Source organism: Promicromonospora sukumoe (genome assembly GCF_014137995.1).
Lineage (GTDB): Bacteria > Actinomycetota > Actinomycetes > Actinomycetales > Cellulomonadaceae > Promicromonospora > Promicromonospora sukumoe.
In genome coordinates, this window is the sequence record NZ_JACGWV010000001.1 from 356758 (window position 1) to 382022 (window position 25265).

The following is a 25265-nucleotide window of genomic DNA, read 5'->3' on the forward strand; positions in this document are numbered from 1 at the left end:
GGCCGAGGATGTGCTTTCGGAGCGATTTCCCGCCGTAATCTCAGGCGAATACGATCTGGACGCGATCAGGTCGCTGCTCGCTCGCCTAGGCAACCCGCAAGATCGATACCTGAGCGTGCACGTCGCAGGTACCTCGGGGAAATCTACGACCTGCACGTTTACGGAATCGATACTACGCCACTCCGGGATCAGGACGGGGCTGATGGTTTCGCCTCACGTGCTGACTATCCGAGAGCGGTTCCAGATCAATGGCGAGCTGCTGGAGGTCGCGAGCTTCGAGACGCACCTCGAGAACTTCCTATCGCGACTGGACTCGATCGGCGATATGCGGGTCAGCTATTTCGAGGTGACGACAGCCCTAGCGTTCTGGATATTTGAGCGCGAGCAGGTCGAGTGTGCTGTTGTCGAAGTCGGCCTGGGAGGGCTAATCGACCCGACCAACACCATAACGAGGCCCGACAAGATCGGCCTCATCTCTGCGATCAGCTTGGATCACACCGAAATCCTCGGGGACACGGTCGAGGAGATTGCATCCGAAAAGGCCGGAATAGCGCAGCCGGCCAACTGTGTCTACGTCATTGAACAGTCCTCCTCGGTGCTGAGCACGATCGAAAGCGTGGCCGTCGCTCGAGGTGCGGAGGTAAGGATCGTGCCCGTGCAGGGAGAGGCGCGGCTACCTGGCAACTACGATCGGCGGAACCATCTTCTTGCGGCGGCCGGGGCTGCGCACGCACTGGAGCAACTTGGGCGCGCGAGCGACGCTACGCCTGGACCAGTGCTGCCGGCCCCTGTTGGTAGATTCGATTTCGCAGAAGTTGCGCCAGGCTCTGGCCTTCTCGTCGATGGTGCGCACAACCAGGATGAGTTGCGAGCCCTGGGCGCTCGAATAGCGTCAAGCCAGCTGGAAGACTTCCGGATCGCACTAGCGTTTACCGACACGACAGACGAAAAGCTAGCCGGGATGCTGGACGCGATCTCCTCCATGGGGGCACCAATGGCGGTCACTGCCTACCGGTCACGGCTGGGTGGAATGAAGCGCGCGGCCGATCCACTGCGTGTAGGCGCCATTGCGGCCGATCGTGGAATCAGGCTTCACATCGAGCCGTCCGCTCCACTTGCGTTCCAATGGGCGCTCGAAGGCCCCTCGCCTAAGGGCCTCGTGGCGGGCTCACTCTATCTGGCGGCCGAAGCGATTGTCTGGGCGGATGAACGAACGCGAAGGAATGCTTGAGCCGGATCGTTCGAAACGAGGTCCTACGTCGTCGTCGCGAGAACGATGGGGTTGGGCCACCTGGTGGTGGAGTCGGTGACCTCAGAATGGGCCGCTCCTGGGCGGGTCCGGCTTGCGGCATCAATGGCTGAGGCTGCTCGGAGCGCGAGGGCCTGGCACGATTCGACGAGGCTCACCGGCAAGAACTTGCTGGCCGTACGAACTGGACCGGTAGTAGTGAGCCATGCTCCCTTCGAGTCTGGACTTCTCTCGGCAGGGACCGAGGCGATCCTTATGAGCGGCGGAAGAGCGACGCCCGCTGCGACGTAGACCCGAAGATCGTAGTGATAGTGGCGTCCGCTGATCTCGATCTGCGAGGGCTCAAGCCAGGGCTGGACCATCATTGCTGGGTCGGCCACGAAGTTCGACGCTTTCACCCGCAATACGCCTTCGCTGCTCGAGCCTGCCACCGGCTTGGTGATGAGGTACTCATGCCCACCCGGGACGAAACCGTCGATCGACTCTACGTGCGGCACTCCTGCCTCTGCCAGAACCAGCTCCGTCTTCAACTTGTCTACGCAGATCTCGCGGACCGCGCGCGCGTTGACGTTCTGCAATCCTCGCTGAAGGTCGGGAACACGGCCCGACCGATCCCAGACAAGCGCTCGCTCGGGGACCGTCTCAAGCCGGTTGGCGATATGACGAATGTCTGTGACGGTCACTTCGCATATTCCTTGAAGTGACTCGCTGATGAGCCCTATATCCTCCAGGAGGAGCCGGACCCGAGAATCGGACAAGCTCGCGACGTTGGAGGCGACGAGAGGATCGGACGTCGTTCCCTGTTCTATCTCGTAGCCGAGCGGAAGAAATATCTCGACAGACTGGAACCCCGCTGCGAGTCCTCGAATTGCTTCGATTGTCTCGGAGCGGGGCTCCAGTCTCGCAATGCCGACCGGGCGATCATTGATCTCGATCACTCTTGGTGAGCCATCAGCGGTCAACAGTATGTCAACGCCGAGATACTTGGCCGACATCGGTTGGTTCTGTGTCTCAGAGGACAGCGAGAAGCTTGGCCTGGTCCGCGGCCACGTCTGCGTCTTCCGAGAACGTGTTCGTCGCCAGGAACTCCTCGATGCTCGAGATCGCGGCGTCCGAGAGAAGGATTCCCTCGGCATCCAGCGTCGCAACCGGCGACGCCTTGAACGACCCGGCGAGCTCAGGGTGCTCGGTGAGGTGCGATGCGACGGTGGAGAAGGTTGACTTCGAGACTGCCATGTGTTGCTCCTTCGGATTGAAAGAGTAGCCCTTCTTACGGTAAGCAAGGCTAGGGCATCGTGTAGGTGGCAGCAAGGGTGTCAGAGTGGCGCGCACGAGCACCCAGACGAGCAAGGACGCCGACCGCGTCGTCTGTCAGTGCTGGACCGACCGGTGAAGGATCGGACCGACCTCGTGAGGTTGTTTCGTCAGGATCTGCTGGATTCGGTGCGGTCTTGGTGGCATCACGACCACGCCCCACCAGGGATCCGTCGCCCGGCAGGGGCCGGTTGATGCAGCATGCGGCGCATGTGCTCCCGGGGCGGCCATGCGAGAGAGCGCAGCTCCGCCGACCCTGATAGTTCCGTTTCGGGGAACTTCGTAGGGTCATGGTTCAGCCCTGCAACAGCGCTGCGGCCTCGCCCCTGCGTGCTTGGGCTTCGGTTCGGTAACCGTTGGCGTCCAGGACATCGGCGATGGTGTGCAGCACGGTGGCGAGCGATCGTGCTGCGGGCAGGAGGTTCTCGGGCCGGGTGTCGCTGGTGCGCCAGTCGAAGAGACGTGCCGCTTCCTGTGCCGGGGCGAGCGCGTCGGCGGGCTGCCCGGACGCTAGCTGCATGCGGGCCAGGCCTGCCAGGGATTCGGCCAGTGCGGTGAAGGTGTTGTGGTCGGGGTGCTGGCTGACCAGGTCGCGTTCGATGGTGATGGCCTCGCGGTAGGCGTGGTCGGGCTGGGTGGTGTGGCCGGCGTCGCGGTGTGCGGTGGCGGCCTGGCGGAGGGACTTGGCGAGGTCGGGGGTGTGACGTTCGGGGTTGGTCTCGGCGAGCCGGCGACGGACCTCGACCGATTCCTGTGCGGGTGCGATGCCGTCCTGGGGTTGGCCGTTGTTGACCAGGCAGGAGGACAGCTCGGTCAGGGCTCGGGCGAGGAAGACGAGCTCGGCGTCGGGGTTCTCGCGGGCCAGGGCACGGCGGATCTGCACGGTGTGCTGGATCGCGGGTAGTGCCTGGGCGGGCTGGCCGAGCATGTTCTGCGCGATGGCGAGGTTCATCAGTGACCGGGCCAGGTGTGGTGTGGCGCGTTCGGGTTCGCTGCGGGCCAGGTCCTGGTTCAGGTTCACCGACTCTTGCAGCGGGGCAATGGCTTGCTGGGGGAGACCGGCCTCGTGGTACCTGGTGCCGAGGTCGCACAGGGTCCGGGCGAGGTGGGGCAGGTGGGTGGTCCGGTCGCTGCGGGCCAGGCGTTCCTCGATCTCGACGGCCTCGAGCGTCGGGGGCAGCGCGTCATGTGCTCTACCGAGCTCGGACAGGACCACGCCGGCGTAGCGCAGGGAGGCTGCGAGCTGGGCCTCGTGCCGGGCGGGATCTGCGTCTGCTAGTGCACGGCGTGCGTCGACGGCTTCGGAGAGGGGTCCGATGGCCTGGGCCAGGCGCCCGAGCCGGTACAGGCGCATCCCGATGTCGTGCAGGACCCAGGACCTGGCGGCAGTGTCGGCAGGGTCGATCAGGTGCAGGATCCGGTACAGGACGGTCAGGTCGGACTGGGTCAGGACCTCGGAGGGGTAGGGGATGACCGCGGAGACCGACCGCAACAGTTCCAGGTCGTCTGGGAGTGCACCGATCGCGTGGTCCAAGAGGTGCAGGGCGCGGGCACGGACGGCCTGATCGGAGAAGTGATCGGCCACCGACCGGGCCAGGACAGCGACGGCGTGGCGTGCGTTGCGTCCGTCGAGGTCCTCCAGCAGGCTCGCCGTCAGGGTGGGCGACGCGCTGAGCTCGGTGACCAGGTGGAGCTCGGCCATGCGGTCCGGCTGCAGGGTCCCGACCCAGTGCTCGGTGTCGCGGGCCGGGTACAGGTCACGCAACCAGCGCAGCACCTTGACGGTGGCCGCCCCGGGATCGACCCGGGCCAGGAGCCGGCGTGCTTCGGCCTCGTCGGACGGCGGGGCGAGGTAGACGGCGGCCACGACATGGCGCAGCACCTCGACGGTCAGGCCTTCTGGCCCTTCCAGGAGCCCGACCTGGTCGGCGGTGCCGACCCAGTGCCGCTGCTCGTGCCGGAGCAGGTCGGTCAGCACATCGGCAACGTCGACCGCCAACGGTCCCTCGCCGGTGGTGCTGTCCTGTGAGCGTTGCGTGCGCAGAACCGCGACCAGACCTGCCGCGTGCAGGTCCAGGACGCGACCTTGCCCGTGTTCCCCACCGCCGAGCTGGACCTGCGGTGCAGGGATGCCGAGCTGGCCGGCGAACGCGGTCGCAGCCTCGCGGACGATCTGCCGGTCGGTGACGGCCGAGTCGATCTGCACGGGCAGGTCGATCCCGTCGTACGCGTCCTGGAGCATCTCCCGGACATGCGGTTCACCGACCGCCAGGCGTTGCCACCACTCGCCCGCGCTGCGTGCGATGAGCAGCACCCGCACACCGGACGGGTCCGCGGCGACCTGCCGCACCAGGTCATCGAGCTCGTGACGGGTGTCGGCGTAGTCGACGATCAGCAGCACCGGTGCGGTGGTCGAGTCGCGCACCCGTGCCAGGATCGTGGCCTCCTGCTCCTCGCCGACCGCGACACAGTCCCAGCCCTGCCGGGTCATCAGCTCCTTGAGCTCGGCCGCCAGCCGGCTCTTGCCGACACCGCCCGGCCCGGTGACAAGACGCAGGGGAGAACCGTCCTCGAGGCACCAGCGCACCAGCGCCTCCAGCTCACCGGTCCTGCCCTGGAACGGGACGACCTGACGGTCCGGGGTCAGCAGGCTCGCCGGGCCGCCCTCACGCCGCAGCAGCGCGGACGACTCGATCACGGCCCGCCGCGCGGCCTGCCGTGCCTGGCGGGCATGCCACCACCGCGTCACGAACGGAGCGGCCGCCGAGACGCTCCCGGTGAGCACACCCAGGACCAGCAACGGCACGCTGCCCTCCGCGATCGCGAAGACCCCCGCCGCCAGAGCCGCGAACCCGGCCGCCACCAACCACCACCCGGGGCGCAGACGCAACCCATCCATACGACATATCTACGCCAAGCGGACATCAATGGCAATGAAAATGACCACAGATGCATCAATGACAATTAAATGCTTGTGCATGTAGCCTGCTTGGTCAGCGTGTCGGGCGGTCGGTCGTTCTCGCGTAGGGCCATGACCACCTGCTGGTCCATCGCAGTCCTGCTCGCCTGGTGGATCACGGCGAACCTCATGTGCGACCTGACTCATCGGTGTACCAGTCCCCAGCAGTCGACCCTGGCCGTGGTGCGGCACGTCCTGGCCTGGTCGTCAGGCGCCGAGTCGACGAACAAGGGGCCGCCGCCGACGGCTTGCATGGAGATCGCGAATCATGAACGTCGCACGGCGCCCGCCTCGCGTGACGCCGGGGAGGCTCTCATCCGTAGCGATGTCCGCTCTCGGTGTTCCTTGGTGGTCGGCTAGGGCGCGCATCTCTCGACTTGGAACCCAGTGCGAGCCGCCGTAGATCTGGTGACTGTCGCGAGCTGGGGGCTAATCGAAAGGCCGCCTCCTGAGGAGACGGCCTTTCGGAGGCAGCAACCCGGAATGCTATTCGGCACGGTCGTGCCTACTGCCTGGAACCAACCTTATGTGGTCGATCGAGATCTGACCCGTATGGTGGGAGGCGTAGTGAAGCGCGGGACCCAGGTCCGCGGCCGAGGCGGAGCCATCACGTCGAGGTGCTGTCAGAGGAGCACCTCTCGAACGGCGCCTCCTGTCGTCGACGAGAGCAGTCGGAGGGTAGGGACGTAAGAGGGGCGTTGGGTGTCGTCCCATTCGTAGGCGGTGACACGTACGGTGTTGAGGAGAGATCCGACGAGGATCGCCATGGCAAACGGGCCGCGGACCAGCAGGTCGACCGCGGCGTTGGCGTTGGCGCTGGAGAACTCACGGATGCGGTAGGCCGCTTCGGCAGCCAGCTCGCCGGCCCTGGCCGGGTCGAGAGGGCCGTCGGTGATGTGTCGCAGGTGTGTCCATGTGGCCAGGGCGGACTGGTTCTCGTCGACGTATCTCTGGAAGGCGGTGTCGCTGCGTGGGGACATCAGGTCGAGGTAGACCGCGACGCGGGGGCGGCCGGCGAGGCTGTTGAGCTCGTGACTGGCACCGGTTGCTGCGACGGCAAGGGTCGGTGTGTCGGGCATCCGTGCGATGCCGTCACCAGTCCACGCCTGCCCGCGTTGGTCGATCACCTCAAGCTGGCCGATACGCGAAGTTGGCAGCGCCATGCCGAGGGCGAGAGCCACCGTGAGGTGGGCGCCGCCGGTGATTCTGACGCGCTTGGCACCCGCTCGAGTGACGGCGGTCGGGAGGAGCTGGATGACATCGGCGAGATCTGTCAGGCCGTCGCTGCTCGGCAGCCGCTCGTGCGTTGAGGGGCGGACGCGGATGTCGAGTTCACTGCCCGTGCGGTCGTAGACCTGCGGAGTGTTGCGGGTCTGGACCGTGAGGTTGAACGTTGCATCGTTCGACTGGACTGCGGAGCGCCGATGCGCGATGCGGTGGAACACCATGCCCCGTACCAGTGCGATGAGGCCTTCGCGCGTGCTGTCCTTCTGGTCGACGCCTGTGAGGGAAACGGCGCTCTGACCAAGTACGCGGTCGGGTGCGCCGTAGTCGACAGATCCGGAGCCCTTCTGGACGGCGTTGACGATACCGAGGGCGAAGTCGTCGTAGGCCCGGTGCAGGTTGATGAGGCGCGGTGCTTCGACCTCGCGGATGACGCGACTGTGTTCGGCGTCAGGGGTGACGACAAGGACGGCGCCGGAGAGCCCGGAGTCGATGGCCTGCTTGAGACGCTCGTTGGTGTCGCCGGGAGGGAGGTCATCGATGTCACGCCACACGGGGATGCCTGCCGCGCGCAGGAGCCAAGCGAGCTCGGCAGTGGGTTGGGTGCCGTCGCTGTGGCGGTAGGAGATGAAGACCGGATCAGTGTGATCGAACTCGGTTGTTCCGGTCATTGAGGGTCTCCAAGGCCGATAGGCACGGGGGTCACGACGTCACGAGTGATGATCCAGGCGGCAACAAGTGCTTGGCGCTGATCGTCCAGTCCGATGATGACGCTCAGGAAGCGGTCGAAACTCAGGTCCGGGTCTTGCAGGTGGCGAGCGTAGGAGGCCAGGTCGATCGAGCTGGGGGCGGGTGGCGTAGCCGGATGCGTGTGCCACTCGCCTAGCCATTGCGCACGGTCTGCTTCCCACGCACGGGCAGCGAGCTGCGCGGCGTGGTCACTGTCGCGGAGGAACCGGTCGCGGCTGCGTTGCGAGTTTCGTCCTGGGTCACCTGCGACGGTGACTTGGAGGAGGTCGCCGAAATCGTGGCCGAGGAGGATCCCACCGGTTTCGAGGTGACTCGGTCCTGCGGCAACTTCCCTTCGGATGGTGTCCCACGCTGCAGTGGTCACGTGGATCGCGGGACTCATGGGTGACACGTCGTGCAATCGGGGCGCGGGGGAGGAACGCCGGCCCAGTTCACTTGCAGGGCGCGATCGAGGTCGAAGGGGGCCGCCATGTCTCCGGGCGGCCGCAGACCGATGGTGGCGTAGTCATCGGGGAGCCTTTGGGTGTGGTCACCGTGTTGCGCTTCGAGAAGCGTCGCGACCGCCGCCTTTGCCGCGAACTGTCCGACGAGATGCAGATCGGTACCGACAGCGGTCATGGGACGGTGCACGAAGCCGGTGCCGTAGTCGAGCTCCTGAGCTGCCTCCGCGTCAAGGGCTCCTTGGTCGCGAAGACTCTTGCGCAGGCAGAGCAGGCAGCCATGTCGCGGACCGGGGCGGAGCCGGATGACCTCCGCGACGGCCCCGTCGTCCAGTACGCAGGCGAGGATGGCGGGCTTGCCGGCCCGCCGGGCGAGATGACTGACGACACGGCGAGGTGCGATGCCATCGGCGGCGCAGAGAACGAGGTCGACCTCCGCGAAGAGCGAGCGCATGAGGTGCGCATCCTCGACCACGTCCAGGCGATGAGCGTCAACGGACGTTTCCGGCCATCGCTTCTCGAGCACGGCCTTCATCGCGTCGACCTTGTAGCGCCCGACGGCGTCGGGGCCGAGAACGTGGCGAACCATGTTGTGCCAAAGGAACCGATCAGGGTCGACGAGCTCCACGTCGCCGACGCCGTACTGGGCGAGTGCCTGCACCGCGGCCCCACCGATGCTGCCGACACCGATGACGGCGATGTTCGCGCGCTGGAGGTCGGCCACCGGCCACCTGCCATCGAGCTGGCCGAGCCCGAACGCCACAGGTTCGACAGCTAGCGGCACAGGCTTGACGCTGTCGCGGCTGACGAGCCACGCGGCAAAGCGTTGTGCTCCCAGTGCGAGCCATTCCGCGGGGACGTCCGGGTCGTAGGTGACGAGGAGGCCGGTCCTCGTGCCAGGGTCTGACAACGACGGCAGCAACTTCTTGAATTCTGGGTAGGGCGCGTACACGTCGGCGCCTCGTCGCAGCGTGTCGAGGTGGGACTCGTTGATGCCGGAGGCAGGCGTCTTCATCCACTGCCCGGCGAAGACCTTCCCATCCCAGTTAAGGGTCTGGTAGCTCGGCAGAGCGATCTTGAGGCCCACGTTGTTCTTGGCGACTCGTCTGACGACGTACATGTCTTCCGAGGGCAGGTAGTGGAGGTCGAGCTCGCCGACGTTGGTGTCGGCATCTTCGATGCGTCGGGCCGCCTCACGCGGCAGCACGACGAAAGGGTGCTCGGCGTTCATCGTGCGGCCGCCTCTGCGATCAGGTGGTCACGGGCGGGGTCGCTGACGATGCCGTTCGTCGTCATGGACTCGACGACCCCAGCCTTCATGAGCGCGTACTCGATACGCCACCCCGCTGCCTTGAGAAGGAGCTCGACCGGGCTTGTCTCGGGTGTCCAATCGCCCTCGGTCTGCAGCAGGCACAGCGAACCACCGGGCGCGACGTGCCACCTGTGTTGCGTCCGCTCCTCGAGTTCCGGTTCCGGATCGAGCACCCTGACTCGCGGGGGAAGCACCGGGTGGGCGGCCGAGTACGACATCACGACCGATACCCCTTCGGGTGCAAGGCTCCCGAGCCCCTCCGGTATGACACGGTCGAAGGGCCAGATCGGCAGCCGTCCTACCCAACGCCCGTGATGGACCACCTGCCCGCCCGCCAGTTCCGGCGGCTCGTACACGAGGTCTGGGGCGAAGGCCGTGATGTCAGCGAGGTCGCGTTCCAGGATCTGAGGTTCCGCATCCGGCCAGAAGACGGGAGCACGTGACTCGCTCATCCCTGAGGTGTGTCCTTCACCGGGCGCGGCGCGTCCGGCACGACGGGCGGGACGATGCCCGGCTTCCCGGGCACCTGAGGCGCGGACGGAAAACCGTCCCCGAAGACCTCGCCCCACAGGCGGATCGCCCCGGCGTGGTCACCGAGCGCCTGCTTGGACCACGCCTTGCCTGCCGTGGTAGCGGCGTCCCGGAGGCACTGTGCCAGCGTGTCGTAGTCGAGGCTGTTCTGGATGGGACCGCAGATCCCCGCTGGGTCGGTGACCTCGTATCCCTCCTCGATGTAGTTGGCAGCTCGCACGAAGAACTCCTTGGCGGCGGTCGGCTGCATGGTGCCGTCGTAGCGCAGGAACTGGACGGCGAGGACCTCCATGACCAGGGACTTGATCTCGATGCCGCGCTGGTCCTTACCCCACGTCTTGAGCATCCGAACCGTCCCAGGGTATTTGCTCCAGTCCTCGGTGCGCGCAGCAACCTGATCTATCAGGTACTCGGGATTGGCGGGCACCCAGTCCGTGGAGGTCTTCTCCGGGATGAGCAGACCGGTATCGGTCCGGAACGCGGGCATGGCGTCCACCGTGAACTCGTCTGGATCCTCCGGGGCGTCGATGAAGCACTTGACCGCGTGGTTGCCAGGACGAGCGAGGCGGACCAGGCACTCGTGGGTGCCGTTCGTGGCGCCGAGGAGTTCGTTGACCTTGGTACCGGTGTAACTGAGTGCTTCTTCCGCGGAGGCCCCCGGCTTCCCCCATTCCGGGTGGGCCTCGCGGTTGTAGACGATGACGACGTCGACGTCGTTGATGGGCTTCCTGTGCGTCTTGCGTGCGAGGGACCCGGAGATGAAGACCTCATCGACCCCATCCAGCCCTTCGAAAGCACTCTTGAAGACGCTACCTCGCCGGCGTGCTTCCTTCACCGATGCCGGGTCGGCATCCACATAGGACTGATAGCGGCCGAACGCATCGTTGGTGTTCACTGACCCTCGCTCTGCTGATGCCGTAAGTTACCCGGGGCCGCCCCTCCCGAGAACACGTTCGGCATGGCTCCGACATCCGCGACCTTACGTGGGACCACTGACACCGGCTCCTTACCACTGAGCGCGCTGCGCATCCCGGCAAATGTCCGCCACGCAGCGGTTCGTCTGGCAGTTAACGAAGCGGACCACGTAGAGATCACGCCGCGAAGAGGCCGCGCCCGGTCCCTAGGTCGCCCGCTTGCCGTCATGATCGGCCGCGTCGAGCTCGCGGGGCTGCTCCACGGCGCTGTAGCCGTCGTCTGTAGGTTCGAGATAAGGCTCCGCAGGAGGCGCGTCGGGGTCAGCTTCCCCGCGCTTGTAGAAGTCCTGGGCGCCCTGCTTCGTGATCCGCAGGGCCCGGCCGATCTGCTCCCAGGTGGCACCGTCCTTACGCGCGGCCTGCATCGCTTGCCAGCGGCCGTCGATCAGGTCCTGGACGACGGCGGCGTTGGCTCCGAGCGCGTAGAGCGCAGGCACCATGGGCATCTCGTCGAGCCGGCGACGTAGGGCAGCGTCGGCGTCCGGATCCGGAAACCTCGGTTGTTCGAGCGCTCGGGTGTGCATGGCCCGCACTTCGTAGGTCTCCCATACCTCGAGGTACTGGCTGGTGAAGGGCCCGGCGGCACGTAGGTACTCCGGCTCTCCGGGAATCTCTCGCGGGTCGACCTCGCGTGTGAGTTCTTCGAGCCGGAGTACGTCGAACTGGAGGTGGTCAGGTGCCATCGCGTCATCGTCCGCCATGCGTCAAGTTCACTTGACGCATGGCGCTCCGTCAAGCCAGCTTGGCGAACTGCAGACAAGTAGTGGGGGCAGGGTTTGTCCGCTGCGTGGTCGCTTCGACGCTCGCCTCCCGGAAACCGGCAGTGTTCGGGCCAGGGTTGGGAATGTCGTCCTTGGGAGGGCGGGCTCAATGGCTGAGCTGCAATGCTTTGCACGCCTAGTGCATGAAGCGGTGGCGGGCTGTGCGGATCCGCGTCGAGCGGGTCTTCTCCTCGAGGCACTGACACGGTGTGGCCATTCAGGACGATCTGGCCACCAATAACAGGTCTTCAATGATCTTTACATCGCTTTACTAATAGCAGAATAGAGGAGAAGAAATCCCACGATCCCACCCACGTCTACGTCGCGCGGCGTGGGGTGTCCGAGCTGACCAGCACGGTGCTGACCGACGAGCAGGTGCGCGACCTCGTCGAGCGGATGCTCAAGACCTCCGGCCGCCGGCTCGACCTGTCGAGCCCGTTCGTCGACGCGCGCCTGCCGGGCGGGGAGCGCCTGCACGTGGTGATCCCCGACATCACGCGGGCGGCGTGGGCCGTGAACATCCGCAAGCACGTGGTGCGGGCCCGGTCGCTGGCCGACATGGTGCGGCTCGGCTCCCTGACGGCGCAGGCCGCGACCTTCCTCGACGCCGCCGTCCGGGCCGGGCTCAACGTGCTCGTGTCGGGCCAGACGCAGGCGGGCAAGACGACGATGCTCAACGCGCTGGCGGGGTCGATCCCGGGGAACGAGCGCGTCATCTCGGCCGAGGAGGTCTGGGAGCTGCGCCTCCCGGTGCGCGACCACGTGGCGCTGCAGACCCGCCCGGCCAACCTGGAGGGCACCGGCGAGGTGCCGCTGCGCCGTCTGGTCAAGGAGGCCCTCCGGATGCGCCCGGACCGGCTGGTCATCGGCGAGGTCCGTGAGGCCGAGGCGTTCGACCTGCTCATCGCGCTGAACAGCGGCGTGCCCGGGATGTGCACGCTCCACGCGAACACCGCCCGCGAGGCGGTCGCGAAGATGACCACGCTGCCGCTGCTCGCCGGCGAGAACGTGTCCGACCGGTTCGTGGTGCCCACCGTCGCCTCCGCCGTGGACCTCGTGGTGCACCTCGGCCTGACCCGGGCGGCGGACGGCGTGGTGCGGCGCCAGGTCCGCGAGATCGTCGCCGTCACCGGCCGGGTCGAGGAGGGGCGCATCGAGACCGCCGGGATCTTCGACCGGGACGCCGACGGCGACCTGCGCCGCGGCGACGGGATGCCGCCCGGCGAGGACCGGTTCGAGCGCGCCGGGTTCGACGTGCACGCGCTGCTCGCCGACCCGCGAGCGCTGTCGCCGGACGGGGCACCCTGGGGCGGGCCGCCGACGAGCGGCCGCGCGGTGGGCGCGCCGGCGGGCGGCGCACTGGCGGCGGGCGCGCCGCTGACGGCAGATGGCCGGAGCGCGCGCTCCGCCGCCACCGGCCCGTGGGCCGGCGTGAGCACCCGCGCCGGAACGAGCCCCTGGGCGACCCGCTGATGGGTGTCGTGGTGGGCCTGCTCCTGGGCGCCGGCCTGTTCTGCGTGTGGTGGTCGTTCTGGACGCCGACGCCGCGCGCCTCGGGCCGGGTGACCTGGCAGATGCGCACCCGCGACCTGCTGACCCAGGCCGGAGCGCCCTCCGTGACGCCCGCGATGCTCGTGGGCTCCTGCGTGGGGCTCGGCGTCGTGACGCTGCTCGTGGCGCTCGCCCTGACCCGCTCGCCCGCCATCGCGGCCTGCTTCGCCGTGCTCGCCACCCCCGGCCCCGTGGTGCTGGTCCGGGCACGCGCGCGGCACCGGCGTCGGGCGCTGCGGGAGGTGTGGCCCGAGGTCGTGGACCACCTCGCGTCCGGCGTCCGGGCCGGTCTGTCGCTGCCCGAGGCCGTCGCCCAGCTCGCGCACCGCGGCCCCGTCGAGCTGCGGGAGCCGTTCGGCCGCTTCGCCCAGGACTACCGGGCCGGCGGACGCTTCGGCGACGCCCTCGACGCGCTCAAGGAGCGCCTGGCCGACCCGGTGGCCGACCGCATCGTCGAGGCCCTCCGCCTGACCCGCGAGGTCGGCGGCCAGGACCTGGGCCGGCTGCTCCGCACCCTCAGCGGCTTCCTCCGCGAGGACGCCGCGACCCGGGGCGAGCTCGAGGCGCGGCAGAGCTGGACCGTCAACGGCGCCCGCGTGGCGGTCGCCGGACCGTGGGTCGTCCTCGCCCTGCTGTCCACCCGGCCCGAGACGGCCCGCGCCTACGACTCGCCCGCGGGGATCACGGTGCTCGTCACCGGCGGGCTCTGCGCCCTCGTCGCCTACCGGGCGATGCTCCGGATCGGTCGCCTGCCCGCGGAGCGCAGGGTGCTCCGGTGACCGGCTGGGCCGCCGGGGCGCTCGCAGGCCTCGGCGTGGCGCTGGGCGTGCTCGTCGTGCTGTCCCGCCTCCGGGCGCGGGCGGTCAGCCTCGACGAGCGGCTGGCCCCCTACCTGCGCCCACGCGACGCGACCTCGACCCTGTTGCGCGAGGTCAGCCGCACGTCGGCGGTGGTGCGGCTGCTCGGCCTGCACGACATCGGCGCCCGCCTCGAACGGTTCGGCGCTCCCCGGGAGCAGGTCCGACGACGGCTCGACCGGGCCGGTTCCGCCGAGTCCGTCGACCACTTCCGCGCCCGCCAGGTCGTGTGGACGGTCGCCGGGCTTGCGGCCGGGCTCGGCCTCGCGCTGCTGCTCGCTGCGACCCGCGGCGCGGCGGTCGTCCCGCTGGTCGCGCTCGTGATCGTCGCCGGTGGGTGCGGGTACGTGGCGTGCGACCAGGCACTCACGCTGCGGGTCCGGCGGCGCGAGGAACGGCTCCTCGCCGAGCTGCCGACCATCGCGGAGCTGCTCGCCCTGGCCGTCGCGGCGGGGGAGAGCCCGCAGGCCGCCCTCGAACGGGTCGCGTCCACGGCCCGCGGCGAGCTCGCGGGGGAGATCCGGCGCATGATCGCCGAGGTGCGCGCCGGCGCCCCCGTGACCGCGGCCCTCACGGCGCTCGCCGACCGGTCCGGGCTGCCGCCGCTGTCCCGGTTCGCCGAGGGCATCGTCGTCGCCCTGGAACGCGGCACGCCGCTGGCGGACGTGCTCCGCGCGCAGGCCCGCGACGTGCGCGAGGCCGGCCGCCGCTCCCTCCTGGAGGCGGGCGGCCGCAAGGAGATCCTGATGATGGTCCCGGTCGTGTTCCTCGTGCTGCCGGTCACCGTCGTCTTCGCTGTTTTCCCCAGCCTGGCCACCCTCCGGATCGGGCTCTGACCGGGCCCCGCGAGGGGTTCGCCGACGAAAGGAAGCGCTGTGCGCGACGACCGAGGGACCACGACCATGAACCGGACCGACCTGACCGCCGAGACCGGGGCCGCCGGCCTGACCAACGCCGCGACGGACGCCGAACGGGGCGACGTACCCGGTTGGGTGCTCGTCACTCTGATGACTGCCGGATTGGTGGTGGCGCTCTGGGCCGTGGCCGGCCCGCTGCTCGAAGGTGCGTTCCGCCAGGCGATCAGCAGCGTCACGGGCCAGGGGTGAGCACCGGCCGGCAGGAGCACGGCTCCGCGGCGGTCGAGTTCCTGCTGGTGTCGGTGCTGGTCCTGGCGCTGCTGCTCGGGGTGGTCCAGGTGGCGCTGGCTGTCCACGTCCGCTCGCTCGCGATCGACGCGGCCGCCGAGGGCGCCCGCGTGGCGGCCCGCGCGGACCGGACCCCGGCCGACGGCGTCGCCCGCACCCGGGCGCTCCTGGCCGGTGCCCTGACCGGCGACTACGCCCGCGACGTCACGGCGGGACGCGTGACACGCGACGGCGTGGCGGTGACCGAGGTGACGGTCCGCACGCCGCTGCCGGTCGTGGGCCTGCTGGGCCCGGGCGGCACGCTCACGGTGCGCGGCCACGCCCTGGAGGAGGAAGGGTGAGCCGACTGCGCCAGAGAGCCCGGGGAAGTGTTCACGCAGCCGAGGGGGTAACGCTGAGCGCGCACTGCTACGTCTCCGTTACCCCTCCCGCTGCGGTGGTTGTTCCCCGGGCCTCACCCGGGCGACCGCGCCGCGCGGGTCGCAGCGGCGAGGAGGGCTCCGCCATGGTCGAGTTCCTCGGCGTCGCGCTGATCCTGCTGATCCCGCTGGTCTACCTCGTGGTCACGCTCGGCCGCGTGCAGGCCGGCGCGTTCGCCGCCGAGGGCGCGGCGACGAGTGCCGTCCGAGCGCTGGTCACGGCCGAGTCGGCCGCGGCCGGGACCGCCCGGGCCGACGCCGCGGTGCGGATTGCCCTGACGGACCAGGGCTTCGCCGGCGACGAGGGCGCGCTCACCCTGGAGTGCTCGCAGTCCCCGTGCCTGACGCCGGGCGGTGCCGTGGCCGCCGTCGTCCGCGTCGAGGTGCCCCTGCCCCTGCTGCCCGACGCCGTGCGCGGCTGGGTGCCGTTGTCCGTGCCGGTGGAGGCCTCGCGCACGGGAACTGTCGACGAGTACGCCGCCGTGCGGCCGTAGGCCCCAGGTCCGACGGCGGCCCGCACCCGAAGGTGCGAGCCGCCGCCGTGCCGCGGGTGTCAGACCGTCACGTGGTCGAGCACGTCGCCGTGGGCAGCGAGGTGTTGCCGTTCTTGTAGAGCGTGATGCCGAACGAGTTCCCGTTCCCGTTCGGTGTGGCCGTCAGCGTCCCGGTACTGCCGGAGACCGTCGCGTTCCAGGAGTTCTGCAGGCTCTGGCTGCCCTGGGTCTGGATCGACACGCGCCACGTCGAGGTGCCGGAGACCGCGAGCGACACGTTGAACCGGTCGGACCACTCCTGTCCGCGGGTGACCGAGACCGTGCAGCTGCCGGTGGGCGGCGGGGTCGTGGTGCCGCCGTTCAGCGCGTCGAGCGTGGAGGTGTAGGCGGCCTTCTTGTTCCCGTTGCCGTCGAAGAGGAGCGGTGTGCCGCTCGCCCGCCAGGAGTCCGTGTCGCGGACGCCCCACACGCTGATGCCGGTGCAGCGGGCCACGGCGAGGCAGGCCTGGACCACCCGGCGGTAGTTGTCCGCCTGGGCCGAGCCGGAGCCCTCGATGTCGAGCTCGGTGATCTGCACGTCGACGCCCAGTGCCGCGAAGCTCGACAGCGTGGTCTGATAGTTGCTCGGCACCGGGCTCTGGGCGTTGAAGTGGGACTGGAGGCCCACGCAGTCGATCGGCACCCCGCGGGACTTGAAGTCGCGGACCAGGTTGTAGACGGCCTGCGTCTTCGCGTGCGTCCAGTCGTCGGTGTTGTAGTCGTTGTAGCAGAGCTTCGCGTTCGGGTCGGCGGCCCGGGCGGCTCGGAACGCGGCCTCGATCCAGTCGTTCCCGGTGCGCTGCAGGTTCGAGTCGCGGCGGGCACCCGAGGAGCCGTCCGCGAACGCCTCGTTCACCACGTCCCAGGAGTGGATCTGGCCGCGGTAGTGCGTCGCGACCTGCGTGACGTGGTTGAGCATCGCCGACCGCAGCGCGGAGCCGCTCATGTTCTGCATCCAGCCCGGCTGCTGCGAGTGCCAGGCGAGGGTGTGCCCGCGGACCTGCTTGCCGTTGCTCCGGGCCCAGCTCACGATGCGGTCGCCGTTGGTGAAGTTGAACTGGTTCTGGTTCGGCTCGGTGGCGTCGAGCTTCATCTCGTTCTCGGCGGTGACCATGTTGAACTCGCGGTTCGCGATCGTCGTGTACGCCGAATCGGACAGCTTGTTCGCCGCGATCGCCGTGCCGAAGTACCGGCCCGACTCCGTGGCGGCCGCCTGCAGCGTGCTGCCGGCGGCCTGGGCCGTCGTGGCCGCGATGCCTCCGCTGAGCACCACGGCGGTCAGGGTGGTGAGCGCGACGGCTCGCAGCGTGCGCCGTCGGCGCGGTGGGGTGAGCGTTCGGGTCATCGTCGTTGATCCCCTCGTGAAGGACGGGCCGCCGTTGGCCCGTCGGGCATTGAAAAGGATTTCTATCCGGCATGTCGGGTGTCAAGGGGTTTCGCTAAACGTTTTCGAAGATCGGGCCGATCTAAACGATTAGGTACCGCCTGAGGCCGTGACCAGCCACGTCAGGCCTGTCCACAGGCCCGCCGGGCCGGGTCCGCGCGGCCCGCGCACAATGGGCCGATGAGCCCCGCCGACCCCTCCGCAGCGGGGCCCGCCGACCCCTCCGCCGCACCTCGGTCCCGGGCTGGGACGGCGGACCGGGAGCGGGCCGCGGACCGCGAGCAGGCAGCGGACCGGGAGAGCGGCCGGATCATGCTGCTCACCTCGGCCTTCGTCGCGTTCGCGCTGATGCTCGTCGCCGTCGTCGCCTCCGCGAGCGCGGTGCACCTGGACCGCAAGGCGCTCTACGACGTCGCGGACCTCGCCGCGGCGGACGCGGCCGACGCGATGTCCCCGGACTCCTTCTACGCGGGCGTGGGCGCCCCGGCCGACGGTGCCCCGCTCATCCTGTCCGACGCCGCCGTGCGGGCCGCCGTCGAGCGGTACCTCGCCGAGCACCCGCCCGGGCTGCCCGTGGCGGTCACCGGGGCGTCGTCGCCGGACGGCCGCTCGGCGCGGGTGACGCTCGCCGCGTTGTCCCGGCCGCCTCTGCTGCGCTGGTTCACCGACGCGTTCGGCGGCGGGGTCCCGCTCTCGGCGTCGTCGACGGCCCGCGCCTGGTGAGGCGCACTAGGCCGTCCTTGGGAGCGGTGTCGGTGACCCGGGTTAGGTTGTGCCCATGAGCGAGCACGGCACCGGCGCGCGGACCGGCGACGACCAGGGATCCACCGACCAGGGCGGCACCCGCCTGGAGCCGGACCAGGTCTTCGACCTCGCCCGCCAGGGTGCGGACGTGCTGCTGGACCTCGTGGACGCGGGCCTCCCGGTCGAGCTGGCCGACCAGGCGGGCAACACGCTCCTGATGCTCGCCGCGTACCACGGTCACGCGGCCCTCACGGCGGGTCTCGCCGAGCGCGGGGCGGACGTGAACCGGCTGAACGGCAACCACCAGGCCCCGCTCGCGGGCGCCGTCTTCAAGAACGAGCCCGACGTGATCCGGGTGCTGGTCGAGCACGGCGCGGACCCGGATGCCGGTACGCCCAGCGCCCGCGCCACCGCGCAGATGTTCGGCCGCGAGCTGCCCGAACCGGGAGCTCGCTGACCCGGACGGCCGCCGGTGCGAGATTTTCCGGCGTCGGGCACCGGGATGCGCGGGTAACCTTGAACATCGTGGCCACCAACGACTTTCCCGCAGAGATCAAGGCGCTTCGCACGACCCTCGAGTCCATCGAGGCCGTGAGCGACCCCACCGCGCTCGAGGCGAAGATCGCCGAGCTGTCGGAGCAGGCGTCGGCGCCCAACCTGTGGGACGACCCGGAGGAGGGCCAGAAGGTCACCTCCGCGCTGTCGGCGGCCCAGGCGGAGCTCAGCCGCGTGGAGAAGCTCGGCGCGCGCATCGACGACGTCGAGACCCTCGTGGAGCTCGGCAACGAGATGGACGACGCCGACTCGCTGACCGAGGCCGAGGAAGAGGTCGCCAAGATCCGCAAGGACCTCGCGGCCCTCGAGGTGCGGACCCTGCTGAACGGCGAGTACGACTCCCGCGAGGCCGTCGTGACGATCCGCGCGGGCGCCGGTGGCGTGGACGCCGCCGACTTCGCCGAGATGCTCATGCGCATGTACCTGCGCTGGGCCGAGCGGCACGGCTACCCCACCAAGGTGGGCGACACGTCGTACGCGGAGGAGGCGGGCCTCAAGTCCGCGACCTTCGAGGTCAACGTGCCCTACGCCTTCGGCAACCTGTCCGTCGAGGCGGGCACGCACCGCCTGGTGCGCATCTCGCCGTTCGACAACCAGGGCCGCCGCCAGACGTCGTTCGCCGCCGTCGAGGTGATCCCGCTCATCGAGCAGACCGACCACATCGACATCCCGGACTCCGAGCTCAAGATCGACGTGTACCGCTCCTCGGGCCCGGGTGGTCAGTCGGTCAACACGACCGACTCCGCCGTCCGCATGACGCACATCCCCACGGGCGTCGTCGTCGCGATGCAGAACGAGAAGTCGCAGATCCAGAACCGCGCCGCCGCGTACCGCGTGCTCCAGTCGCGCCTGCTCCTGCTCCGCAAGGCGGAGGAGGCCGCGAAGAAGAAGGAGATGGCCGGCGACATCAAGGCGAGCTGGGGCGACCAGATGCGCTCCTACGTGCTCCAGCCCTACCAGATGGTCAAGGACCTGCGCACCGAGCACGAGTCGGGCAACCCGCAGGCCGTGTTCGACGGCGCCATCGACGAGTTCATCGAGGCCGGCATCCGCTGGCGCCGCGGCGGCTCGGGGAACTGACGGCGGGCGGCCAGGACGGCCGCCCGCTCTGGTCCGGGCCGGCGCGCGTCAGGCGTGCGGCACGATGACCGCCCGCCCGGAGAGCTGTCCTGACTCCAGCTTCCGGTACGCCTCGTCAAAGCGGTCGAGCGGGTAGCGCTCGACGTCGGGCACGATCTGCCCCGCCCGGTACATCGCGACGACCTCGTAGAGCTCCTCGATCGTGCCCCAGTAGGTGTTGGTGGTCTCGGCCTCGTACGGGTTGGTGAAGAAGCTCCACTCGGTCACGCCGCCCGCGATCCCGACCACCGTGAGCCGCCCCCGCTGCGCCAGGCACGCCTGCGCCGTCCTGATCGTGGGCGCGGCGCCCACCAGGTCGAAGGCGGCGTCGACGCCGCGGCCGCCGGTGATCTCGCGGATCGCTTCCACCTGGTCCGGCCCGCCCGGTACGGTGACGGCGCCGTTGGCGGCCGCGCGGTCCATGGCGTCCTGCTTCATGTCCGTGGCGATCACGGTGGCGCCGGTGAGCGCCGTCAGGATCTGCACGGCCACCTGCCCCAGCCCGCCCAGGCCCACGACCAGCGCGAACTTGCCGCCGCCCGCCAGCTTCGGCAGCGACAGCTTGATCGCGTGGTAGGGCGTGAGGCCGGCGTCGGCCAGGGGAGCGGCCGCCACCGGGTCGGCGTCGCCCAGCGGCACCAGGTTGCGCGCGGGGGTCACCATGTACTCCGCCATGCCGCCGTCGCGGCCGATCCCCGTGGCCGCCCACGGCATGGTCGCCGCGTTCTCGCAGTAGGTGTCCTGCCCGCGGGAGCAGGCCTTGCAGTGCCCGCAGCCGTTGGGCCCGTACACGAGGAACGCGTCGCCCTTCGAGAACCCGGTGACGCCCGGCCCCAGCTCCTCGATCCACCCGGAGGCCTCGTGGCCCAGCACGAACGGCGGCGCGAAGGAGCCCGGCTGCCCCTCGGCGAACTCCTTGTACAGCGCGACGTCGGAGTGGCACGCCCCGGAGCCGGCGATCTTCAGCAGCACCTCGCCCGGGCCGGGGCTCGGCCGCTCCACCTCCCTGAGGGTCGGGAAGGTCTGGAACTTCTCGAACACGACAGCACGCATCAGCTCACGCTCCTGTTGCCGGGGGCCGGTTCCTCCATGAGAACCCATCGGCCCGGGACCGGCACGGGGACGTGCGCGGCAGTTTGCCGTTTCCGAGTGATTTGCATGGATTTTGCGCGCACCGAGCGCGTACGGGGTGGGTCTCGTCGGCGTGTCTGCCCGACACGCCACGGGATGTGCCACCTAGGGTCGGGCTCGTGATCAGGTTCGAGAACGTGTCGAAGGTCTATGCGCGCGGCGCTCGGCCTGCCCTCGACCAGGTCTCCGTGGACGTCGAGCGTGGCGAGTTCGTGTTCCTCGTGGGGGCCTCGGGCTCGGGCAAGTCGACGTTCCTCTCCCTCGTGCTGCGCGAGCAGCGGCCCACCCGCGGCCGCGTCTACGTGGCGGGGCGCGACGTCGCCAACCTCTCCGGCTGGCGCGTGCCCACCCTGCGCCGCCAGCTCGGCGTGGTGTTCCAGGACTTCCGGCTGCTGCAGAACAAGACCGTCCACGAGAACGTGGCGTTCGCGCTCCAGGTGATCGGCAAGCCGCGGCACGTCATCCGCGACACCGTGCCCGAGGTGCTCGACATGGTCGGCCTCGCGGGCAAGGGCAAGCGGATGCCGACCGAGCTCTCCGGCGGTGAGCAGCAGCGCGCCGCGATCGCGCGCGCCATCGTCAACCGGCCGCAGATCCTGCTGGCCGACGAGCCGACCGGAAACCTCGACCCCACCACCTCGCTGGGCATCATGCGCCTGCTGGACCGCATCAACCGCACCGGGACCACCGTCGTCATGGCCACGCACGACGACGAGATCGTCAACGAGATGCGCCGCCGCGTCGTCGAGCTCTCGGACGGCGTCGTCATCCGCGACGAGGCGCGTGGCGGCTACGGCGAGCGGGAGGCGATCCTGCCCGACGTCGGAGCCTCGCCCGTGCTCGACGCCCCCGGCAGTGGAACCCGCGCGCCCGTCCAGACGGTGCGGGGGTCCTGACCGTGCGCTTCCAGTTCGTGCTCGGCGAGGTCTTCAGCGGCCTGCGCCGGAACACCACCATGGTCGTGGCCGTTGTGCTCGTGACCTTCGTGTCGCTGACCTTCGTGGGTGCCGCGGCCCTGCTCCAGGCGCAGATCGGCAAGCTCAAGGACGACTGGTACGACCTCGTCGAGGTCTCCGTGTTCCTCTGCCCGGAGGGCTCGGTGTCGCCCACCTGCGCCACGGGCGAGGCCACGGACGGCCAGATCGACGCGGTGCGCCAGGTCATCGACACCGAGCTGTCCAGCCAGGTCAGCAAGGTCTACTTCGAGTCGAAGCAGCAGGCGTTCGACGCCTTCAGCGAGCGCTACCCCGACGGCTACCAGGGCACGCAGCTCACCGCCGACGACATGCAGGCCTCCTTGCGGCTCAAACTGACCGACGCCGAGCAGTTCGCCGTCGTCAGCGACGTCCTGTCCGGGCGCGACGGCGTGGAGATTGTCGAGGACCAGCGGGCCGTCTTCGAGCCGCTGTTCCGCACGCTCAACGTCGCCACCCTGCTCGCGGCCGGGCTGGCCGGCGTCATGCTCCTGGCCGCGGTGCTGCTGATCACCACCACGATCAGACTCAGCGCCGTCTCGCGGCGCAAGGAGACCGAGATCATGCGCCTGGTGGGCGCCTCCAACCTGTTCATCCAGCTCCCGTTCCTGCTGGAGGGCGCGCTCGCCGCCGTGCTGGGCTCGCTGCTCGCCGGGGGAGGACTGTGGCTCGCCGTGCGGTTCATGGTCAGCGACTGGCTGGAACGGTCCGTCGACTGGGTCGCCTACGTCTCGGAGGTCGACGTGTTCCGCGTCGCGCCGCTGCTCGTCGTCGTGGCGGTCGCGCTCGCCGCCCTCTCGTCCTTCTTCACGCTGAACCGGTACACGAGGATCTGATGCCCACTCCCCGAAACCTCCAGCCCAGGGTCTCCGTCCGCGGCACCGTCGCCGCGGCGCTCGCGGTCGTGCTCCTGCTCGGGGGCTCGTCCGCCGTCCAGGCCGACGACCTCGACGACCGCCGGGCCGCCGCGGAGCGGCAGCAGGCGGCCAAGGAGAAGGAGCGCGAGAGCCTCGAGTCCGAGCTGGAGCACACGGACACCCAGCTCGCGGACGCGGTGCTGGAGCTGGACCAGGTCGAGGGCCGGCTGCCGGTGGCGGAGGCGGAGCTCGCGGTGGCCGAGGCCGAGCTGCAGCGGGCCGAGCGGGAGGCCGCGATCCTGGCCCAGCGGCTCGCCGACGCCCAGCTCGAGGAGGCGCAGGTCACCCAGAAGCTCCAGGACGGCTCCGGCAAGGTCGACGCCGCGCGCGGCGACATCGCGCAGATGGCCCGGGAGGAGTTCCGGGGGTCCGGCAGCAACTCGACCATCGGGCTGGTGACGGGTGCCCAGAGCACCGAGGAGTTCATCGACGGGTACTCGGTGTCGTCGTCGGCCGCGCGCATCCGGGCGCGCACGCTCGCCGAGCTGCAGGACGCCGAGGCGACGGCGCGCAACCTCCAGGCGCGGCTGACCGCCATCCGCGAGGTCGTCACGGAGCTCAAGCGGCTCGCCGACGAGAACGTGGAGTCCAAGGAGGCGGCCAAGCAGGCCGCCGTCGAGCGCAAGGCCGAGATCGAGCGGCTCATCGCGGAGCAGGAGCGGCTCAAGGCGCGCATCGAGCGGCGCAAGGATGCCGCCCTGGAGAGCATGCAGTCGAACGAGCAGGAGCTCAGCTCCATCGAGTCCGACCTGAAGTCGATCATCCGCAAGCAGCAGGAGCGGGACGAGCGACTGGCCCAGCAGCAGGACGACCGGGGCTCCTCGGGCGGCTCCTCCGGTGGTGGCGGCTCGTCGGGCGGCGAGGGCGGTGGCGGCAACAGCGGCGCCGGGACCATGTCGTTCCTCAGCTACCCGACGGCGAACCCGTTCATCACCTCGCCGTACGGCATGCGCTTCCACCCGGTGCTGAACTACTCCCGCCTGCACGCCGGCACCGACTTCCGCGCCTACTGCGGCACGCCGATCCTGGCCGCCGCCGACGGCACCGTGCTGTACGCGCGCACCCTGGCCGGCCTGGGCAACCAGGTGCTGATCGACCACGGCTACTCGTCGAGCGGGTCCAGCGTGATGAGCAGCTCGAACCACCTGACGTCGTTCGCCGTCTCGGCGGGGCAGCGGGTCTCGCGCGGCCAGCTCATCGGCTACTCGGGCACCACGGGCACGTCCACGGCGTGCCACCTGCACTTCGAGCTCTACATCAACGGCTCGACCGTCGACCCGATGACCTGGCTCTAAAAGCCTGGTCCCGCTGGACCGGGCGCGTAAACTGGGACGTCGCGCCACCCGCAGCGGGTTCCGCGCGCTCGCAGAACCCGGAGGGAGACCATGGCCAAGAAGAACGTCGATGATCCGCGCAAGATCGTGGCGAACAACAAGAAGGCCCGTCACGACTACGTGATCGAGGACGTCTTCGAGGCCGGGCTGGTGCTGTCCGGGACCGAGGTCAAGGCGCTCCGGATGGGCCGTGCGTCCCTGACGGACGGCTACGCCAACATCGACCGTGGCGAGGCCTGGCTCGAGAACGTGCACATCCCCGCCTACTTCCAGGGCACGTGGAACAACCACGCGCCGCGGCGCCGGCGCAAGCTGCTGCTGCACCGCGAGGAGATCGCGCGCCTGGAGTCGAAGTCCCGGGAGAAGGGGCACACCCTCATCCCGCTGTCGCTGTACTTCCTGGACGGCCGCGCCAAGGTAGAGATCGCCCTGGCCCGAGGCAAGAAGGAGTACGACAAGCGCCAGACGCTGCGCGAGCAGCAGGACATGCGGGAGGCGCAGCGGGCGATACGGCAGAAGGAGATGCTCAGCTAGGTCTGAGCCGCCCGTCGGCCCTTGTCCGGCTGTTACGGAAATAACGTTCCCGAACGGGGCGTTGATCAACTACGCTGGAGATGTTCCGCACGGGCCTGGCCCGGACGGGACGAGCAGGACGATTGACAACACCATAGGGGCTGATCGGTTTCGACGGTGGTCGTACTTCGAGGAGAAGCGGGCCGAGGATGCAGGCTTATCTCGTAAACGATGCCTGTAAACCAATAGTTGCCGATAACTCGCGCAACGAGTTCGCCCTCGCCGCCTGAGCGAGCCCGAACTCCGTCGGCCTGGGAGACGCTTCCGTCCCAGTAGCCGGCGTCATCTAGGAAGCCTCTGCTCGTAGCTCTCGTCATCGGGGCTACGGGAACACTTAGATGGCTGGGCCTGTCCGCGAACGTGTCTGCGCGAGCGCGGGGGCCGAGAAAATCCATAGCAGACTGCGCCCGGAGAAGTCCTCGAAAAGCGATACCGGACCCGGGTTCGATTCCCGGCAGCTCCACCCTCCACGAAGCGAGGCGCACCCCACGGGGTGCGCCTCGCTTCGTCATGTC

24 protein-coding genes, 1 other RNA gene and 1 pseudogene are annotated in these 25265 nt (G+C 69.3%); 15 read left to right on the forward strand and 11 right to left on the reverse strand.

Annotated features, from left to right (window positions below):
* Positions 1 to 10 precede the first annotated feature (10 nt).
* Positions 11 to 1231 (forward strand): bifunctional folylpolyglutamate synthase/dihydrofolate synthase, encoded by a 1221-nt coding sequence (locus FHX71_RS01630; RefSeq protein ID WP_312877081.1) that lies wholly within the window; start codon positions 11 to 13, stop codon positions 1229 to 1231.
* 23 nt (positions 1232 to 1254) lie between these two features.
* On the opposite strand, the gene FHX71_RS01635 is transcribed toward FHX71_RS01630, so the two are convergent.
* From FHX71_RS01635 to FHX71_RS01675, 9 genes are all read right to left on the reverse strand, one after another.
* Positions 1255 to 2244, reverse strand: a complete 990-nt coding sequence (locus FHX71_RS01635) for an ATP-grasp domain-containing protein (RefSeq protein ID WP_182614127.1) — start codon at positions 2242 to 2244, stop codon at positions 1255 to 1257.
* 16 nt (positions 2245 to 2260) lie between these two features.
* Positions 2261 to 2485 (reverse strand): hypothetical protein, encoded by a 225-nt coding sequence (locus FHX71_RS01640; protein ID WP_182614128.1) that lies wholly within the window; start codon positions 2483 to 2485, stop codon positions 2261 to 2263.
* 373 nt (positions 2486 to 2858) lie between these two features.
* On the reverse strand, positions 2859 to 5462 hold the full coding sequence (locus FHX71_RS01645) for a tetratricopeptide repeat protein (RefSeq protein ID WP_182614129.1): 2604 nt from the start codon (positions 5460 to 5462) through the stop codon (positions 2859 to 2861).
* Between the two features lie 683 nt (positions 5463 to 6145).
* The gene (locus FHX71_RS01650; RefSeq protein WP_182614130.1) at positions 6146 to 7417 is read right to left on the reverse strand and encodes an SAVED domain-containing protein; all 1272 of its coding nucleotides are present in this window, start codon (positions 7415 to 7417) and stop codon (positions 6146 to 6148) included.
* Positions 7414 to 7878: a Mov34/MPN/PAD-1 family protein gene (locus FHX71_RS01655; RefSeq protein WP_182614131.1), complete on the reverse strand. Its 465-nt coding sequence runs from the start codon at positions 7876 to 7878 to the stop codon at positions 7414 to 7416. Before FHX71_RS01655 ends, FHX71_RS01650 begins: the two co-directional genes overlap by 4 nt.
* Positions 7875 to 9167, reverse strand: a complete 1293-nt coding sequence (locus tag FHX71_RS01660) for a HesA/MoeB/ThiF family protein (protein ID WP_182614132.1) — start codon at positions 9165 to 9167, stop codon at positions 7875 to 7877. Before FHX71_RS01660 ends, FHX71_RS01655 begins: the two co-directional genes overlap by 4 nt.
* On the reverse strand, positions 9164 to 9700 hold the full coding sequence (locus tag FHX71_RS01665) for a hypothetical protein (protein ID WP_182614133.1): 537 nt from the start codon (positions 9698 to 9700) through the stop codon (positions 9164 to 9166). The genes FHX71_RS01660 and FHX71_RS01665 overlap by 4 nt, the downstream gene beginning before the upstream one ends.
* Entirely contained in the window at positions 9697 to 10674 is a 978-nt protein-coding gene (locus tag FHX71_RS01670) for a nucleotidyltransferase domain-containing protein (protein WP_182614134.1), read from the reverse strand. Before FHX71_RS01670 ends, FHX71_RS01665 begins: the two co-directional genes overlap by 4 nt.
* Before the next feature lie 225 nt (positions 10675 to 10899).
* On the reverse strand, positions 10900 to 11454 hold the full coding sequence (locus FHX71_RS01675) for a hypothetical protein (RefSeq protein ID WP_182614135.1): 555 nt from the start codon (positions 11452 to 11454) through the stop codon (positions 10900 to 10902).
* A gap of 327 nt (positions 11455 to 11781) precedes the next feature.
* On the opposite strand from FHX71_RS01675, the pseudogene FHX71_RS01680 reads away from it, so the two are divergent.
* From FHX71_RS01680 to FHX71_RS01705, 6 genes and pseudogenes are all read left to right on the forward strand, one after another.
* A pseudogene (locus tag FHX71_RS01680) lies at positions 11782 to 12987 on the forward strand (TadA family conjugal transfer-associated ATPase); the annotation flags it as partial.
* Complete coding sequence (locus FHX71_RS01685) at positions 12987 to 13844, forward strand: type II secretion system F family protein (RefSeq protein ID WP_182614136.1); 858 nt, start codon at positions 12987 to 12989, stop codon at positions 13842 to 13844. The pseudogene FHX71_RS01680 and the gene FHX71_RS01685, both read left to right, overlap by 1 nt.
* Positions 13841 to 14758 (forward strand): type II secretion system F family protein, encoded by a 918-nt coding sequence (locus FHX71_RS01690; protein WP_182614137.1) that lies wholly within the window; start codon positions 13841 to 13843, stop codon positions 14756 to 14758. Before FHX71_RS01685 ends, FHX71_RS01690 begins: the two co-directional genes overlap by 4 nt.
* A 66-nt stretch (positions 14759 to 14824) precedes the next feature.
* Positions 14825 to 15028: a hypothetical protein gene (locus tag FHX71_RS01695; protein ID WP_182618401.1), complete on the forward strand. Its 204-nt coding sequence runs from the start codon at positions 14825 to 14827 to the stop codon at positions 15026 to 15028.
* Positions 15025 to 15408 carry a TadE/TadG family type IV pilus assembly protein gene (locus tag FHX71_RS01700; protein ID WP_182614138.1) on the forward strand — a complete coding sequence of 128 codons (384 nt, stop codon included), beginning with the start codon at positions 15025 to 15027 and terminating at the stop codon, positions 15406 to 15408. Before FHX71_RS01695 ends, FHX71_RS01700 begins: the two co-directional genes overlap by 4 nt.
* Positions 15409 to 15572: 164 nt before the next feature.
* On the forward strand, positions 15573 to 15980 hold the full coding sequence (locus tag FHX71_RS01705; RefSeq protein WP_220489414.1) for a pilus assembly protein: 408 nt from the start codon (positions 15573 to 15575) through the stop codon (positions 15978 to 15980).
* A 67-nt stretch (positions 15981 to 16047) separates the two neighbouring features.
* Here the strand turns inward: FHX71_RS01705 and FHX71_RS01710 are convergent, their stop codons facing one another.
* Positions 16048 to 17364 carry a glycoside hydrolase family 10 protein gene (locus FHX71_RS01710; RefSeq protein WP_182614140.1) on the reverse strand — a complete coding sequence of 439 codons (1317 nt, stop codon included), beginning with the start codon at positions 17362 to 17364 and terminating at the stop codon, positions 16048 to 16050.
* Positions 17365 to 17583: 219 nt separating this feature from the next.
* On the opposite strand from FHX71_RS01710, the gene FHX71_RS01715 reads away from it, so the two are divergent.
* The 3 genes from FHX71_RS01715 to prfB all read left to right on the forward strand — a co-directional run bounded on the left by FHX71_RS01715 (position 17584) and on the right by prfB (position 19782).
* Positions 17584 to 18126 (forward strand): hypothetical protein, encoded by a 543-nt coding sequence (locus FHX71_RS01715; protein WP_246402120.1) that lies wholly within the window; start codon positions 17584 to 17586, stop codon positions 18124 to 18126.
* 49 nt (positions 18127 to 18175) lie between these two features.
* Positions 18176 to 18604 (forward strand): ankyrin repeat domain-containing protein, encoded by a 429-nt coding sequence (locus tag FHX71_RS01720; RefSeq protein ID WP_376770115.1) that lies wholly within the window; start codon positions 18176 to 18178, stop codon positions 18602 to 18604.
* Between the two features lie 68 nt (positions 18605 to 18672).
* Positions 18673 to 19782, forward strand: coding sequence for a peptide chain release factor 2 (gene prfB, locus FHX71_RS01725; RefSeq protein ID WP_182614141.1), 1110 nt, complete (start codon positions 18673 to 18675; stop codon positions 19780 to 19782).
* Positions 19783 to 19830: 48 nt separating this feature from the next.
* Here prfB and FHX71_RS01730 read toward each other — a convergent pair whose 3' ends face one another.
* The gene (locus FHX71_RS01730; protein ID WP_182614142.1) at positions 19831 to 20874 is read right to left on the reverse strand and encodes an NAD(P)-dependent alcohol dehydrogenase; all 1044 of its coding nucleotides are present in this window, start codon (positions 20872 to 20874) and stop codon (positions 19831 to 19833) included.
* Positions 20875 to 21071: 197 nt separating this feature from the next.
* Here FHX71_RS01730 and ftsE point away from each other — a divergent pair, with 197 nt between their 5' ends.
* The 5 genes from ftsE to ssrA all read left to right on the forward strand — a co-directional run bounded on the left by ftsE (position 21072) and on the right by ssrA (position 25216).
* Positions 21072 to 21848: a cell division ATP-binding protein FtsE gene (gene ftsE, locus FHX71_RS01735; RefSeq protein ID WP_182614143.1), complete on the forward strand. Its 777-nt coding sequence runs from the start codon at positions 21072 to 21074 to the stop codon at positions 21846 to 21848.
* Between the two features lie 2 nt (positions 21849 to 21850).
* A complete protein-coding gene (ftsX, locus tag FHX71_RS01740; protein ID WP_182614144.1) occupies positions 21851 to 22762 on the forward strand; it encodes a permease-like cell division protein FtsX in 912 nt (303 codons plus the stop codon).
* Entirely contained in the window at positions 22762 to 24138 is a 1377-nt protein-coding gene (locus FHX71_RS01745; protein WP_182614145.1) for a peptidoglycan DD-metalloendopeptidase family protein, read from the forward strand. Before ftsX ends, FHX71_RS01745 begins: the two co-directional genes overlap by 1 nt.
* Before the next feature lie 90 nt (positions 24139 to 24228).
* Positions 24229 to 24711: an SsrA-binding protein SmpB gene (gene smpB, locus FHX71_RS01750; protein WP_182614146.1), complete on the forward strand. Its 483-nt coding sequence runs from the start codon at positions 24229 to 24231 to the stop codon at positions 24709 to 24711.
* Between the two features lie 136 nt (positions 24712 to 24847).
* Positions 24848 to 25216, forward strand: a transfer-messenger RNA (tmRNA) gene (gene ssrA, locus FHX71_RS01755).
* The last annotated feature ends 49 nt before the right edge of the window (positions 25217 to 25265 follow it).